The organism is Pseudomonas sp. CFBP 8758 (assembly GCF_014841725.1).
In the GTDB taxonomy this organism is placed as follows: domain Bacteria; phylum Pseudomonadota; class Gammaproteobacteria; order Pseudomonadales; family Pseudomonadaceae; genus Aquipseudomonas; species Aquipseudomonas baltica.
Genome location: NZ_JACYUK010000008.1, coordinates 19,326 through 32,966 on the forward strand (window position 1 = coordinate 19,326; position 13,641 = coordinate 32,966).

11 protein-coding genes are annotated in these 13,641 nt (G+C 65.5%); 5 read left to right on the forward strand and 6 right to left on the reverse strand.

Translation table 11 applies throughout. The features are described from left to right. The first annotated feature begins 13 nt into the window (after window positions 1-13). From IFT75_RS17720 to IFT75_RS17740, 5 genes are all read left to right on the forward strand, one after another. Window positions 14-745, forward strand: a complete 732-nt coding sequence (locus IFT75_RS17720; RefSeq protein WP_122477911.1) for a molecular chaperone — start codon at window positions 14-16, stop codon at window positions 743-745. 126 nt (window positions 746-871) lie between these two features. After that, window positions 872-1,498 (forward strand): response regulator transcription factor, encoded by a 627-nt coding sequence (locus IFT75_RS17725; protein WP_122477913.1) that lies wholly within the window; start codon window positions 872-874, stop codon window positions 1,496-1,498. 366 nt (window positions 1,499-1,864) lie between these two features. Continuing rightward, window positions 1,865-2,491: a response regulator transcription factor gene (locus tag IFT75_RS17730; protein ID WP_185793275.1), complete on the forward strand. Its 627-nt coding sequence runs from the start codon at window positions 1,865-1,867 to the stop codon at window positions 2,489-2,491. Continuing rightward, on the forward strand, window positions 2,491-6,111 hold the full coding sequence (locus IFT75_RS17735; RefSeq protein ID WP_192055948.1) for a transporter substrate-binding domain-containing protein: 3,621 nt from the start codon (window positions 2,491-2,493) through the stop codon (window positions 6,109-6,111). The genes IFT75_RS17730 and IFT75_RS17735 overlap by 1 nt, the downstream gene beginning before the upstream one ends. 88 nt (window positions 6,112-6,199) lie before the next feature. After that, window positions 6,200-7,408 carry an EAL domain-containing protein gene (locus IFT75_RS17740; protein ID WP_163007560.1) on the forward strand — a complete coding sequence of 403 codons (1,209 nt, stop codon included), beginning with the start codon at window positions 6,200-6,202 and terminating at the stop codon, window positions 7,406-7,408. Window positions 7,409-8,083: 675 nt separating this feature from the next. Here IFT75_RS17740 and modC read toward each other — a convergent pair. From modC to IFT75_RS17770, 6 genes are all read right to left on the reverse strand, one after another. Next, entirely contained in the window at window positions 8,084-9,163 is a 1,080-nt protein-coding gene (gene modC / locus IFT75_RS17745; RefSeq protein WP_192055950.1) for a molybdenum ABC transporter ATP-binding protein, read from the reverse strand. Window positions 9,164-9,167: 4 nt separating this feature from the next. Then, the gene (gene modB / locus IFT75_RS17750) at window positions 9,168-9,848 is read right to left on the reverse strand and encodes a molybdate ABC transporter permease subunit (protein ID WP_122477920.1); all 681 of its coding nucleotides are present in this window, start codon (window positions 9,846-9,848) and stop codon (window positions 9,168-9,170) included. Beyond that, window positions 9,848-10,597: a molybdate ABC transporter substrate-binding protein gene (modA, locus tag IFT75_RS17755; RefSeq protein ID WP_185793278.1), complete on the reverse strand. Its 750-nt coding sequence runs from the start codon at window positions 10,595-10,597 to the stop codon at window positions 9,848-9,850. Before modA ends, modB begins: the two co-directional genes overlap by 1 nt. Before the next feature lie 115 nt (window positions 10,598-10,712). Further along, window positions 10,713-11,555, reverse strand: a complete 843-nt coding sequence (gene ada / locus IFT75_RS17760) for a bifunctional DNA-binding transcriptional regulator/O6-methylguanine-DNA methyltransferase Ada (protein WP_185793279.1) — start codon at window positions 11,553-11,555, stop codon at window positions 10,713-10,715. A gap of 73 nt (window positions 11,556-11,628) precedes the next feature. Then, window positions 11,629-12,279, reverse strand: coding sequence for a DNA oxidative demethylase AlkB (gene alkB, locus IFT75_RS17765; protein ID WP_122478261.1), 651 nt, complete (start codon window positions 12,277-12,279; stop codon window positions 11,629-11,631). A gap of 5 nt (window positions 12,280-12,284) precedes the next feature. Continuing rightward, on the reverse strand, window positions 12,285-13,292 hold the full coding sequence (locus tag IFT75_RS17770; RefSeq protein WP_192055952.1) for a glutathione S-transferase family protein: 1,008 nt from the start codon (window positions 13,290-13,292) through the stop codon (window positions 12,285-12,287). Window positions 13,293-13,641: the final 349 nt, after the last annotated feature.

Below are 13,641 nucleotides of genomic sequence, written 5' to 3' on the forward strand. Positions count from 1 at the left end.
GGAGATCCAACCCATGCACAAGACTCTGGGGGCATTGGCCCTGATGATGGCCAGTAGCGCCGTGCTCGCCGGCCCCGAGCTCAATATCGGTGCCTTCTACGACTATCTGGAAGGCCCGCGCAGTACCTTGGTCAAGCGCGTGCGCAACGGCGGCGATGCCACCGCATTCGTCAAGGTCGAAGTGGTTGAAATCATTCATCGCCCGGGCCAGCCCGATCTGGAGCGATCCCTGGAAGGCTTGCCCGTGGCCGAACGGCCCTTGATCGCCAGCCCGGCGCGGTTGATCGTGCCGGCCAACGGCATGCAAAGCGTGCGCTTGCTGCACCGCGGCGAGCGCCAGCAGGAACGCTACTTTCGCGTGCGCTTCATGCCAGTGATGCCCACCGGCAACGACGACTTCGCCATGACCGACCAGCAGGCGCAGCAGTATCGCGAGTCACTGCGAGCCGGCGTGCAGGTGCTTTCCGGTTACGGTGCGTTGCTCTTCGTACAGCCGCAGGACACCCGGTACGCCACCGATATCCGTGAAACCCCCGGCAGCCTTCAGGTGCGCAATGACGGCAACGCCACCATCGTGATGGACCACTTCAACGACTGCGATCGCAGCGGCAAAAGCTGCGCAACCGCCACCCTGCATCACGTACTGCCCGGCCTGGAAAGGCGTTTCGACAAGCAACCGGGGCGCACCTACAGCTTCGAGCTGATCGAGGGTCAGGCGCGGCGAAAGGTGATCAGTGAAGGGTAGGGTGCACACAGTCGGAAACGCCCTGCGCACACTGGAGCATCTACCTACATCGCAAGCGGAAAAGTCCGGATTTGTGCCACTGCCCGATGCGCTATACAACACTCACCCACTCCAAGGAGGTGTTCCATGCGCAAGGCATTGATCGTGGATGACCATCCGTTTATCCGCGCCAGTGTCAGGACGCTGCTGGCTCAGGAGCTGCAGTACCAGGTCATCGAAAGCGGCAACAGCACCGAAGCGGTGCGGTTGTATCGCGACGAGCGGCCGGACCTGGTCATCCTCGACCTGTCGATGCCCGGCCTCGACGGCTTCGATGTGCTCAGGCGCATGAGGGAATCGACCTCGCCGGGCAAGATCATCGTGCTCACCTCCATGCCTCCCGGCTACTACTCGATGCGCAGCATGAAAGCCGGTGCGACCGCTTTCGTCTCCAAATCCGATGCGCTCGACCAGCTGCGCAAGGCAATCGCCGCGGTGCAATCGGGATACACCTATTTTCCGGACTGCACCGACGTGTCCCTGGGCCGCGCGGACAGCGACAGCGCCGAGGCGGCACGAATCTCCAGCCTCACCGACCGCGAGATCCTGGTGCTGGTGAACCTGGCCAAAGGCCTGTGCAATCAGGACATCGCCCACACCATGCTGCTCAGCCACAAGACCGTCAGCACCTACAAGATGCGCATGATGCGCAAGCTGCGGCTCAACTCGGTGATGGAAATGACGGACCTGGCCAGGCGTCACGAATTGATCTGAGCCCCGTGCCGAAACGGTCGGCTCCGTAGGAGATTTCGCCGAAAGCTTGGGAAATGTCCGGCTTCAATGTCATCCCGGCGCAGCAATACTGCCGCCGCCGAACACGGAGGGTGACACGGACACGGACATCCTACGGTGCGCGGGAAAATTTCCTTCAGGTATCCCGGAACCTTCCCATCGCTAATTCAGAATTTGACGACCGACTTCGGCCTGAATTTACGGAACACTCCTACGGTAGATGGCCTCGTCTGCGCTTGACAGCTGTCTCCTGATCCAGAACCAACAGAGTCGATGCAGAACGCTGCAAAGGAAGCCCGCGCCGGGCATGCAGGCGCCGTCCCGCGCTCACGCACTCAGGAGAAAGACATGCGTACAGCACTGATAATCGATGATCACCCGTTCATTCGATCGAGCGTCAAACTCTTGCTCAAACAGGAACGCTTCAGCGTAGTGGCGGAGGCCCAGGACGGTGTCGACGGAGTCCTGATGGCAAAGACTCACCAACCCGACCTGATCGTCCTGGATATTTCCCTTCCCGGGCTGGACGGCATGGAAGTCATCGCCAGAATCAAGGAGCTGGGAACCAGCAGCCGTATCGTCATTCTCACTTCCCAGGCCGCCGAGCACTTCTCCCTGCGCTGCATGAAGCTGGGCGCCATGGGCTATGTGTCCAAGCGTGATGACCTCAACGAGCTGCGCAAGGCGGTGACGGCCATCGGCTCCGGGTTCACCTATTTTCCGGTCGTGGCTTTCAGCTCGGTGCGCAGCAGTGACGGGCTGGGCAGCGAAACGGAGTGCATCGCGCGCCTGACCAATCGCGAGCTGACCATCCTCCAGCACCTGGCTCGCGGGCTGAGCAACAAGGCCATCGGCGAATTGATGCTGCTGAGCAACAAGACCGTGAGCACCTACAAGTTCCGCCTGATGGACAAGCTGCAGATGAGCTCGCTGGTGGAACTGGCCGAGCTCGCCAAACGTAACTTCCTGGTGTGATGAGCCTGATCGCGTGGGTCGGCCGCAGCACTCGCTGGGTGCTGGTGTGGCTGGCCGGCACAGCACTTGCCCATGCCCAGGTGCTGCCGTTGCACGGACGCTCGCAGCCCGAGCCTGCCTGGTTCGAGCGGTTGCACATGCAACTGGCCGACCGCGACCGACAGTGGCTGCGCGCACGACGCGTTTTGCGCGTCGCCGTGAGCCGTCCGGACTACGGCCCTTTCGACCTCTCCGCCAATGGCGGCAGCTATGAGGGAATCAGCGCCGACTACCTGGCGCTGGTGGCTCGGCTGCTCGAACTGGATGTCGAGGTGCAGGCCTATCCTTCCCGCGAGCTTGCGCTTGCCGCTCTCGAAGCGGGCGAGGTGCAAGTGTTGGGCACCACCAGCCGCCGTGAAGCCTTGCGTCACGGCCTGCTGCTTTCCGACGCCTACATACAGGATCAGCCTGTGCTCGCCATGCGACCCGGCCAGTCGCTCGACGCGACCGCGCCGCTGCGCATTGCCCTGGTGCGCGATCACGTCGCAGCGAGCGAGGTCCGCGAACGCTTCCCGGAGGGCCAGCTGCAATTGCATCCGACACCCTCGAACGCCCTGGCAGCGGTGGCCTATCAGCAGGCCGATCTGTTCGTCGGTGGCGCGCTGGCGGTGTTCCACCAGGCCGACGGCAGCCAGCTGCCCGGCCTGCGCCTGCAACCGGCCGAGGGCATTGGCGGCAATGCTTTCGGCTTCGCCGTGAACCCACGCGATGCGCGTCTGCTGCGGCTGCTCGACAAGGCCCTGGCGGTGGTGCCCGACGAGGCCCGGGCGGCCATCGCTCGGCGCTGGAGCGTCGAGCGCCCGCGCGTGGCGGAACCGGCTGCACTGCCCCTGACCGCCACGCAGCGCCAATGGCTGGCCGGGCGTACCGAACTGCGGGTGCTGATGGATCCGCGCTTCGTGCCGGTCAGCTACCGTGACGATCAGGGCCGCTTCGCCGGCGTGGCCGCCGACGTGCTGCACCAGATCGCGCGGCGCACCGGGCTCGCCATCGAGGTGATCGAAAGCACCTCGCTCACGCGCATGAGCGAAATGATCGAGCGCGGCGAGGCCGATCTGATCGCCGCGATGATTCCCAGCCCGGAGCGCCAGACTCGCCTGGCGTTCAGCCGCGGCTACCTGAGCAGCTCCCCGGTGCTGGTCACGCGCGAGGGCGGGCGCGAGCCGGTTTCGCTGGAGCAATCGGCGGGCAAGCGGGTGGTGCTGGTGGAGGGCAGCCTGCTGCATGAGTGGCTGCAGGAACACTACCCCTCGATCGACCGCCTGCGCGCGGCAAGCTCCGCCGAGGCCCTGGCCATGCTCGACCGCGGTCAGGCCGACGCGGCGGTGCTGCCATTGATCGCGGCGCGCTACATGATCGCGCGGCAGTACCGTGGTCGGCTGCGCGTCAGCGCGGCGCTGCCGGTGGCGCCGGTACATTTCGCGTTCGCCGTCTCGCCCCGGGCCCAGGTGCTGCAGTCGATCCTCGACAGCGCCCTGCAGGACATTCCGCCGCCACACATGAGCGAGCTGACGCGCCATTGGCGCACCGAAATGATCGTCGCCGATGGCCTTTGGCAACGTTACCGCTGGGCCATCATCCAGGGGTTCGCCGCCGCCTCGCTATTGTTGCTGCTGGCACTGGGCTGGGTCAGCTACCTCAAGCGTCTGATCCGCCAGCGGGTCGATGCCGAACGGGCCCTGACCACACAGCTGGAGTTCATGCGGGTAATGATCGACGGCACACCCCATCCGATCTACATCCGAGATCGCCAGGCACGCCTGATCAACTGCAACACCAGTTACCTGCAAGCCCTGGGTGTGACCCGCGAGGCGATCCTAAACAAGCCGCTGACCGGCTATGGCCTGCTCGAAGAACGGCACGCCCAGTTGGCCCAGGACGCGTATCTGCAAGCCATGGAGCACGGCGAGCCAGTGGTCGAGGATCGCACGCTGACCTTGCCGTCGGGCGAGGTGCTGATCATTCACCACTGGATGCTGCCGTACCGCGGCGGCGACGGACGAATCCAGGGTCTGATCGCCGGGTGGGTCGACATCACCGAGCGCCAGCGCCTGTGCCAGGCGTACCGTGACGCCCAAGCGCAGGCCGAAGCGGCCAACCAGGCCAAGACCACCTTCCTGGCAACCATGAGCCATGAAATCCGCACGCCGATGAACGCCGTGCTGGGCATGCTCGAACTGGCCCTGAAGAAAGCCGAGCAGGGCATGCTCGACAAGCCTGCGCTGGAGGTTGCCTCGCAGTCGGCCAACGGTCTGCTGGCGTTGATCGGGGATATTCTCGATGTCACGCGCATCGAGGCCGGTCGCCTGGAACTGCTGCCGGCGCCGTGCCAGCTGGGGCAACTGGCCGGGGAAACCGTGGGGCTGTTCCAGGCCCAGGCACGGGAGAAATACCTGCGGCTCAAGCTGGAGGTGCTCGGTGCCCCCGACACCTGGCTCAGCGTCGACCCGGTGCGGTTCAAGCAGATCATCGCCAACCTGCTGAGCAACGCGATCAAGTTCACCCGCGAGGGGCAGGTCTCGGTGGTGCTCGGGGTCTGGCCGCAGGCGCACGGCGCGCGGGTCGAACTGAGTGTGGAGGACAGCGGGCAGGGCATTGCCCAGGCCGACCTGTTGCGCCTGGGCGCGCCTTATCGACAGGCCGCCGGTGGCCGCGGCAGCCGCGTCGGTGCCGGTCTGGGCTTGAGTATCTGCCGCAGCCTAGCCGACCTGATGGGTGGCAGGCTGGAATTGCACAGTGTGCTTGGCTGCGGCACGCGGGTGCAGCTGCAGTTCGACGCGGTGCCTGGCGCGAACGCACCGCCGTCGGCCGCTCGCGAGCCTGCGCGCATTGACCTGCCGGCGTTGCAGGTGCTGGTGGTCGACGACTACCCCGCCAATCGGGTGCTGCTTGAGCGCCAACTGACATTCCTCGGCCACCGCGTAACGGTAGCCGAGCACGGTGCTGCCGGGTTGCGCGCCTGGTTGCGCGGCGCCTACGACGTGGTCATCAGCGACTGCAACATGCCCGGCATCAATGGCTATCAGTTGGTCAAGGCGGTGCGTGAGCACGAACGGCGCAAGCATCAGGAACCGTGCCTGTTCCTCGGTTGTACGGCGAATGCCCAGATCAGCGAGCGCCGCCGTTGCCTGCAGCAAGGCATGGATGACTGCTTGTTCAAACCATTGAGCCTGGAAACTCTGGCACTGCACCTGGACCCGCACCGCGCCCGTCGCATGCTCGGTGCGCCGGAAGACGACGTCGACCTGGGCAGTCTCGATCAGCTCACCGGCGGCGATGCCAGCCTGTTGCTGCGCCTGCTCGATGATTTGGCCGAGAGCAACCTGCAGGACCTCAAGCGCCTGCATTCGCTGTCTCAGCCCTACCAGACCGGCGAAGTCGCCGACCTGGTGCACCGGATCAAGGGCGGCGCCCGCATCGTTCGGGCGCGACGCCTGCTGGCGGCCTGCGAAGCCCTGGAACAGGCCTGCACGGCAAGCTCTTCGGCCGAGCGGATGCGGCGTGGCGTCGACGATCTGGCGGCGGCCATGGTTGGCCTCGATGACTACTTGGCACGGCACGGCACATCCGGCAAACCGTAGGAATTTTCCGATGCGTATTGGGAAATTGCCTGCATCCCGGTCATTGCACGGAGTTGAACATAGGCATGAAGAAACAGGGGAAGTGATCGTGTCAGACATCAAGCCAACGGTGTTACTCGTCGAAAGTCATGGGTTCCAGCGTGCGATCGCGGTGCAGATGCTCAGCCAGTTGGGTTGCTCGTGCGTGTACCAGGCGCAGACCAGCGAGCAGGCGCTGCAGTTGCTGCGCGAGCACCAGCCCATCGATGTGCTGGTGTGCAACGTCGACGTACTGGGCGTGGGTGCATTGCGCATCATCCAGGAAGCGGTTACCCGCAAGCGTGTGCGCGCCGTGCTGATCGGCGGCGGGATCGAGCCGGAAGTGCGCACCGGGCTGTACCAATGGGTGTCGATGCTCGGCCTGGAGTACCTGGTCGACGCTGGCAGCCCGTTGGACTTCAACCGCTTGCAGCGATTCTTCGAGGCCTTGAACACGCCTCGCGGCGCGCTCGTACCAGCGCCTGCGAAGGTGCGGATCGGGCGCGTGGAGGTGCAGGCGGCGATCGCTGGCGGCCAGTTCGAGGTGTGCTTCCTGCCGCGCTGCACGGTGGCCGACGGACGCATCCGCAGCGTCGATGCGCAACTGAGCTGGCAGCATCCACGCCATGGCCTGCTGGCCATGCCGCAGTTCTGCCCGGCGGTGGAGCGGGCCGGGCTGGGCAATGCGTTGCTGTTGTACATGGCCGAGCAGGCGGTCGAGGTGCAGCAGCAGCTTGCCCAAGCCGGATTGCAGGTGGGCCTGAGCCTGGGTATGCGGCTCGAACAACTCGGTCACCAGCCGCTGATGAACGAGTTGTTGGGCATATTGCGTGGGCACCTGACCGGCAAGCACCGCGTGGCACTGGAGCTCAGCCATGTCGGCCTGGCCCGGCCCAAGGCGGAATACCTGGAAACCCTGTTGCGCGTGCGGTTGATGGGCTGTGACCTGGGCATGCAGGGGTTCGGTTTCGGCGGTGCCTCGCTGCAGCGCCTGTGTCAGTGGCCGATCAACCAGTTGCGTCTGGCGTCACCCTTTCTGCTGGAAGCCCCGCACCAGTCGCGCCATTTGGCGGTGGTGCAGCACATGTCGGTCGCCGCGCGCACGTTGGGTATCGAACTGACGGTGGCCGGCGTGCAGAGTGCGGTGCATCATCTGCTGTTGTTCGACCTCGGCTGCCTGCGCGGACAGGGCGATTACTTCGCCAAGCCGCTGAGCGCCGACGCGCTGCGCGAACGTCTCCAGCAACCGAAAACGCTGCAACCGATACGCCGGGAGTAGCCCCGTCCGCGTGCGCAAGACCTGTAGCAGCGGCGCAAGCCGCGTCCGGGTGCGCTGCGGAGTGTCAGGTGGGTTGCGTGCGCCGATGACGCGGCTCGCGCCGCTGCTACAGGGGCTCGCGGTCCGTAGCAGCGGCGCAAGCCGCGTCCGGGTGCGCTGCGGGGTGTCAGGTGGATCGCATGCGCCGATGACGCGGCTCGCGCCGCTGCTACAGGGGATCGCGATCTGTAGCAGCGGCGCAAGCCGCGTCCGGGTGCGCTGCGGAGTGTCAGGTGGATCGCATGCGCCGATGACGCGGCTCGCGCCGCTGCTACAGGGGATCGCGGTCCGTAGCAGCGGCGCAAGCCGCGTCCGGGTGCGCTGCGGGGTGTCAGGTGGGTTGCGTGCGCCGATGACGCGGCTCGCGCCGCTGCTACAGGGGATCGCGATCTGTAGCAGCGGCGCAAGCCGCGTCCGGGTGCGCTGCGGAGTGTCAGGTGGATCGCATGCGCAGATGACGCGGCTCGCGCCGCTGCTACAGGGGATCGCGGTCTGTAGCAGCGGCGCAAGCCGCGTCCGGGTGCGCTGCGGGGTGTCAGGTGGGTTGCGTGCGCCGATGACGCGGCTCGCGCCGCTGCTACAGGGGATCGCGGTCCGTAGCAGCGGCGCAAGCCGCGTCCGGGTGCGCTGCAGTGCTCAGGCCAATACCGCCACGGCCTTGATCTGCGCCCACGCCTGCAGGCCCGCCACCACCCCCAACTGATCCGCCGAATAACGGGTGATTCGCGCCAGGATCACTGTCTCGCCGGCGCGCAGACTCAGCTGCACATGGGCCGGATTGTGCGCTGTCGACACCTGCTCGACGGTGACGGCGAAACGATTGAGGATGCTGCTGGCGTCGTCCGGGCTCAGGCTGAGGCTGACGTCACGGGCCTGGATCTTGACCCGCAAGCGGTCGCCAACCGCCCGAGGGGTATGGGCGACGCGCAGCGGTTCGACGGCCCCCGGCAGTTGCAGGGACAGCAGCTGATAGACCGGATCGTAGCCGCGGACCGTGGCCTGCACGACCACACCGGCGTCGGCTTCGCGCGCCATGGGCAGATCGAGGCGCTCCAGCGTCGGCCCCAGCGGCCCGCTGCCCAGCACGCGGCCGTGCTGCAGCACCACCAGATGGTCGGCCAGCCGCGCGACCTCATCCTGGGCATGGCTGACGTACACCACGGGAATGTCCAGTTCGTCATGCAACCGTTCCAGATAGGGCAGGATCTCGGCCTTGCGGCGGCTGTCCAGCGCCGCCAGAGGCTCGTCCATCAGCAGCAGCCCGGGGCTGGTCAGCAGCGCGCGGGCGATGCCCACGCGCTGCCGTTCGCCGCCGGACAGGTTGGCCGGCTGGCGTTCCAGCAGATGTTCTATGCCAAGCAGGTCGCACGCCTGATCGAGCGCGACCTTGCGTTGACCAGGCTTGATCCGCCGCCAGCCGTATTCAAGATTGCCGCGCACCGACAGGTGCTCGAACAGGCTGGCTTCCTGGAACACATAGCCGAGCGCACGCTTGTGCGGCGCCAGGAAAATTCCCCTGGCGCTGTCCTGCCAGACCTCGCCATTGACTTCGATGCAGGCATCGGGTGCTTTCACCAACCCGGCCAGGCAGCGCAGGCAGGTGGTCTTGCCGGATCCGGAGTCACCGAACAGCGCGCTGACACCGCGTCCGGGCAGTTGCAGGTCGACGTCCAGCGAAAACGCGCCATAGCTCATGTCGATACGGGCACGGATCATTCCATCAACTCCACGCCGAGCGCGATTGACGGCCGCGGTGCAGCAACAGCAGCACGGCGAAGGAAAACACTAGCATGGCGCCGGCCAGCCAGTGTGCCTGGGCGTATTCCATGGCTTCGACATGGTCGAAGATCTGCACCGACACCACCCGCGTCTTGTCCGGTATGTTGCCGCCGATCATCAGTACCACGCCGAATTCACCGACGGTATGGGCAAAGCCCAGAATGCTGGCCGTGACGAAACCAGGCTTGGCCTGCGGCAGCACCACGGTGAAGAAACAATCCCAAGGGCTTGCACGCAAGGTCGCCGCCACTTCCAGAGGTCGTTCGCCGATGGCTTTGAAAGCGTTCTGCAGGGGCTGGACCACGAAAGGCATGGAGTAGATCACCGAACCGATCACCAGCCCGGTGAAGCTGAACACCACCGAGCCCAGACCCAGCGCTTGCGTTGCCTGGCCGATGAAACCGTGGGGGCCCAGCAGCAGCAACAGGTAGAAACCGATGACCGTCGGCGGCAATACCAGGGGCAGGGCGACCACTGCGCCGACAGCGCCGCGCCAGGGCGACGCGGTGCGCGCCAGCCACCAGGCGACGGGCGTACCGACCAGCAGCAGAATCACCGTGGTCAGGCTGGCCAGCTTCACCGTCAGCCAGATCGCACCCAGGTCGCTGGCGTCCAGCGGCATCAGATCTGGTAGCCGTACGACTTGATGATGGCCGCAGCTGCCGGGCCTTTCAGGTATTGCATGAGCGCCTTGGCGGCTTCGCTGTCACGACCTTTGTTGAGAATCACCGCGTCCTGCTTGATCGGGTCGTGCAAGGCCGCCGGGACGATCCAGGCCGATCCTTGTTCGACTTTGCCATCCTTGTAGATCTGCGACAGTGCCACGAAACCCAGCTCGGCATTGCCGGTCGAGACGAACTGGAAGGCCTGGGTGATGTTCTGCCCTTCGACCAGTTTGGGCTGGGTGGCCTGGGTCAGGTTCATCTTCGCCAACACCTGGGTCGCCGCCAGCCCGTAGGGTGCGGCCTTGGGGTTGGCGATGGACAGGTGCTGATAGCTGTTGCCCTTGAGCACGGCGCCTTCGGCGTCGACGTAGCCAGGCTTGGCCGACCACAGCGCCAGGGTGCCGGTGGCGTAGGTAAAGCGTGAGCCCGGAACGGTTTCCTGCTCGCTTTCCAGTTTTGCCGGGGTGCTGTCGTCGGCGGCCAGGAACACTTCGAACGGCGCGCCGTTCTTGATCTGGGTATAGAACTGGCCGGTCGAGCCATAGGCGGCGACGAGCTTGTGCCCGGTGTCGGCCTCGAAGGCTTTGGCGATGGCCTGTATGGGGGCGGTGAAATTGGCGGCGACAGCCACCTGTACCTCATCGGCGTACGCACTGTTGAGGGCCATGGCGGCGCCGAGGGCAAGCAGGCGGGTGGTAAACTTCATTGGGCGGCGCTCTGTGAGAAAAAAGACTACCGTCATATAGCAAAATATATAGCGCTTTGCCAGTCCTGCACGCTGGTGTCCGCAGCCTGCGAGAAGTCCACTGACGAGATCGGCGTCAAGGCGTGTCAGGCCGACGCTCGCGCTCGAGCAGTTCGCGCTTGCGCTCGATACCCCAGCGGTACCCGGAAAGCCCACCGTCGGTGCGTACCACTCGATGACAGGGTACCGCCACGGCCAGGGCGTTCGCCGCGCAGGCCCCGGCCACCGCACGTACCGCGCTCGGCGCGCCGATGCTGGCCGCAACCTGCGCGTAGCTGGCGGTAGTGCCCGGTTCGATCTTGCCCAGCGCTTGCCATACCCGTTGCTGGAAAGCCGTGCCGCGAATGTCCAGGGGCAAGTCCAGACCCGCCCTCGGCGCCTCGATGAAGCCCAGCACCTTGGCCACGATCGCTTCGAAGTCTGAGTCGGCGCCTATCAGTGCTGCCTTGGGAAAGCGCCGTTGCAGATCATCGAGCAAGGCTTGCGGCTCGTCACCGAGCAGGATCGCGCACACACCGCGCTCGCTGCAGGCCACCAGCACCGCGCCAAGGCTGCATTGGGCAAGGGCGAAATGGATCGAAGCCTTGCTGCCCCCTTGGCGGAAGGCCGCCGGGGTCATGCCGAGCATGCCGTTGGCGGCCTCGTAGAACCGCCCGGATGAATTGAAGCCGCTGGCGTACAGGGTTTCGGTGACGGATTTGCCCTGCTGAAGCTGCTCGCGGACCTTCTGCGCCCGTCGGGCACTGGCATAGCTGCGCGGCGTCAGCCCGGTCACGGCCTTGAACACCCGGTGGAAGTGCCATGGGCTCAAGCCGGCCCGTTCGGCCAGCGCGCTCAACTCGGGCAGAGCGTCGCTGGCTTCGATCTGGCGGCAGGCGGCGGCAACCAGTTGGCTGTGGTGAGCGGTGGGGGTGGGCATGGCGCGATTCCGTGGATCGTCGAAGCAGCCATGTTAGCCGTTGCTGCGGGCACTGACACTCCGCTGCTTGCGCTCAGCCAGCCTTGCGCAGGGTGAAGTTGATCCGTTGTGGGCCCATCACCGGGTGCACGCCTTCCTTGAGCGGCAGCACGCCGTGAAAGCGCAGACGGTCGACACCGCCCCATACCATTACATCGCCGTGCAGCAGGGGCACGCGCAGCGGGCGGTCGCTGCGCTGCAGGCCGCCGAGCTGGAACATCGCCGCGAGGCCCAGTGAAACCGAAACGATGGGCGCGCCGTAGTCACGTTCATCGCGATCCTGGTGCAGGGACATCCTGGCGCCCGGCACGTAGCGGTTGAGCAGGCAGGCATCGGGTATGAAATCATCGAAACCGGCCGCTGCCGCTGCTTCCCGAGCCAGCGTGCGCAGCACCTCGGGCAGCACCGGCCACGGGCGGCCGGTGAGAGGATCGTCGCTAACGTAGCGATATCCTCGCGCATCCGTGCTCCAACCGAACTGCCCGCAGTTGCTCAACGCCACCGACATGGTGTGCCCACCGGGCGTTTCCATGCGCCGAAACGGGGCTGCCCTGAGCACTTCGCGCAAGGCCGGCAGGATGTCGTCCAGCCAGGGCAGGGCGAAGCCACGCAGGACGAAGGTCTGCTCGCCCAGGGATTCGCGACGACTGGGTTGTTGTGGCTCATCGAACAGTGAGGACTGCACCGGGCTCACCCCTCGCCGTGTTGCCAGATACCCCGGCCGTGAAGGCGCTCACGGTCATGGGCAGCGTTGAAATCCTGCGCGGGCCCCTTGGGCACGATACCGGTCGGGTTGATGGTCGGATGACTGGTGTAGTAGTGGCCTTTGATGTGTTCGAAGTCCACCGTCTGGGCGATGCCCGGCCATTGGTACAGCTCGCGCAGCCAGTTCGACAGGTTCGGGTAATCGGCGATGCGCCGCAGGTTGCACTTGAAGTGTCCGTGGTACACCGCGTCGAAGCGGATCAGGCTGGTGAACAGGCGCCAGTCGGCTTCGGTCAGGGACTCCCCGGTCAGGTAGCGCTGGGTGTCCAGCGTGGCTTCGAGGCGGTCGAGTTCGGCGAATACATCGTCGAACGCCCTGGCGTAAGCCTGCTGCGAAGTGGCAAAGCCGGCGCGATAGACGCCGTTGTTCACATTCGGGTAAACCGCGTCGTTGACGCGGTCTATGGCTGGGCGCAGCGACTCGGGATAGAGGTCCAGGCGATTGCCGGTGAGGGCATCGAAGGCGCTGTTGAACATGCGAATGATCTCGGCCGACTCGTTGCTGACGATACGGCTCTGCTGCTTGTCCCACAGCACCGGCACCGTGACTCGGCCGGTGTAGCGCGGATCGTCGCGGGTGTAGCGTTCGTGCAGGTAGCGCAAAGGCTCGAGGTGATCACCGCTCGAGCCTGTCTGGCTGTCGAACGTCCAGCCGTGCTCGCCCATGTGCCAGCTCACCACCGATACGTCGATCAGCGTTTCCAGGGCCTTGAGCTTGCGCACGATCAGGGTGCGATGGGCCCACGGGCACGCCAGCGAGACGTACAGATGGTAGCGACCGGCTTCGGCCTTGAAGCCGCCCTGGCCACTGGGGCCGGGTTGTCCGTCGGCGGTGACCCAATGGCGGCGCTGCGAGGTTTCGCGCTGAAACGCGCCGTCCTCGCTGCTTTCGTACCACTGGTCGTGCCAGCGTCCTTCGATCAGCAAACCCATGGTCGTCTCCCGAGTGCGTATCGGCGAACTGTATCACGCTGCTCCGCCGCAGCGGCCCATACCAGGTGTGCCGCCGACGCGGCTCGCGCCGCTGCTACATGGGTATTCCGGGCACAGCGCGTGTACCGCTGACGCGGTTGCGCCGCTGCTACACAGGTATTCCGGGCACACCGTATGTACCGCCGACGCGGCTTGCGCCGCTGCTACACAGGTATTCCGGGCACACCGTATGTACCGCCGACGCGGCTTGCGCCGCTGCTACATACGCGCCGCGATTCTCCGTAGGAGCGGTCAGTGGCCGCGAAACTGGCGCCGCGATGGATCAGGCAAGCCGCAGGGCCTGTTTCGC

Bases quoted from the DNA above. Each gene is read 5' to 3' on its own strand.
- IFT75_RS17720 (WP_122477911.1), top strand. From the start codon at position 14: ATGCACAAGACTCTGGGGGCATTGGCCCTGATGATGGCCAGTAGCGCC.
- ada (WP_185793279.1), bottom strand. From the start codon at position 11,555: ATGCCCACCCCCACCGCTCACCACAGCCAACTGGTTGCCGCCGCCTGC.
- IFT75_RS17735 (WP_192055948.1), top strand. From the start codon at position 2,491: ATGAGCCTGATCGCGTGGGTCGGCCGCAGCACTCGCTGGGTGCTGGTG.
- IFT75_RS17725 (WP_122477913.1), top strand. From the start codon at position 872: ATGCGCAAGGCATTGATCGTGGATGACCATCCGTTTATCCGCGCCAGT.
- IFT75_RS17730 (WP_185793275.1), top strand. From the start codon at position 1,865: ATGCGTACAGCACTGATAATCGATGATCACCCGTTCATTCGATCGAGC.
- modA (WP_185793278.1), bottom strand. From the start codon at position 10,597: ATGAAGTTTACCACCCGCCTGCTTGCCCTCGGCGCCGCCATGGCCCTC.
- modB (WP_122477920.1), bottom strand. From the start codon at position 9,848: ATGCCGCTGGACGCCAGCGACCTGGGTGCGATCTGGCTGACGGTGAAG.
- modC (WP_192055950.1), bottom strand. From the start codon at position 9,163: ATGATCCGTGCCCGTATCGACATGAGCTATGGCGCGTTTTCGCTGGAC.
- IFT75_RS17770 (WP_192055952.1), bottom strand. From the start codon at position 13,292: ATGGGTTTGCTGATCGAAGGACGCTGGCACGACCAGTGGTACGAAAGC.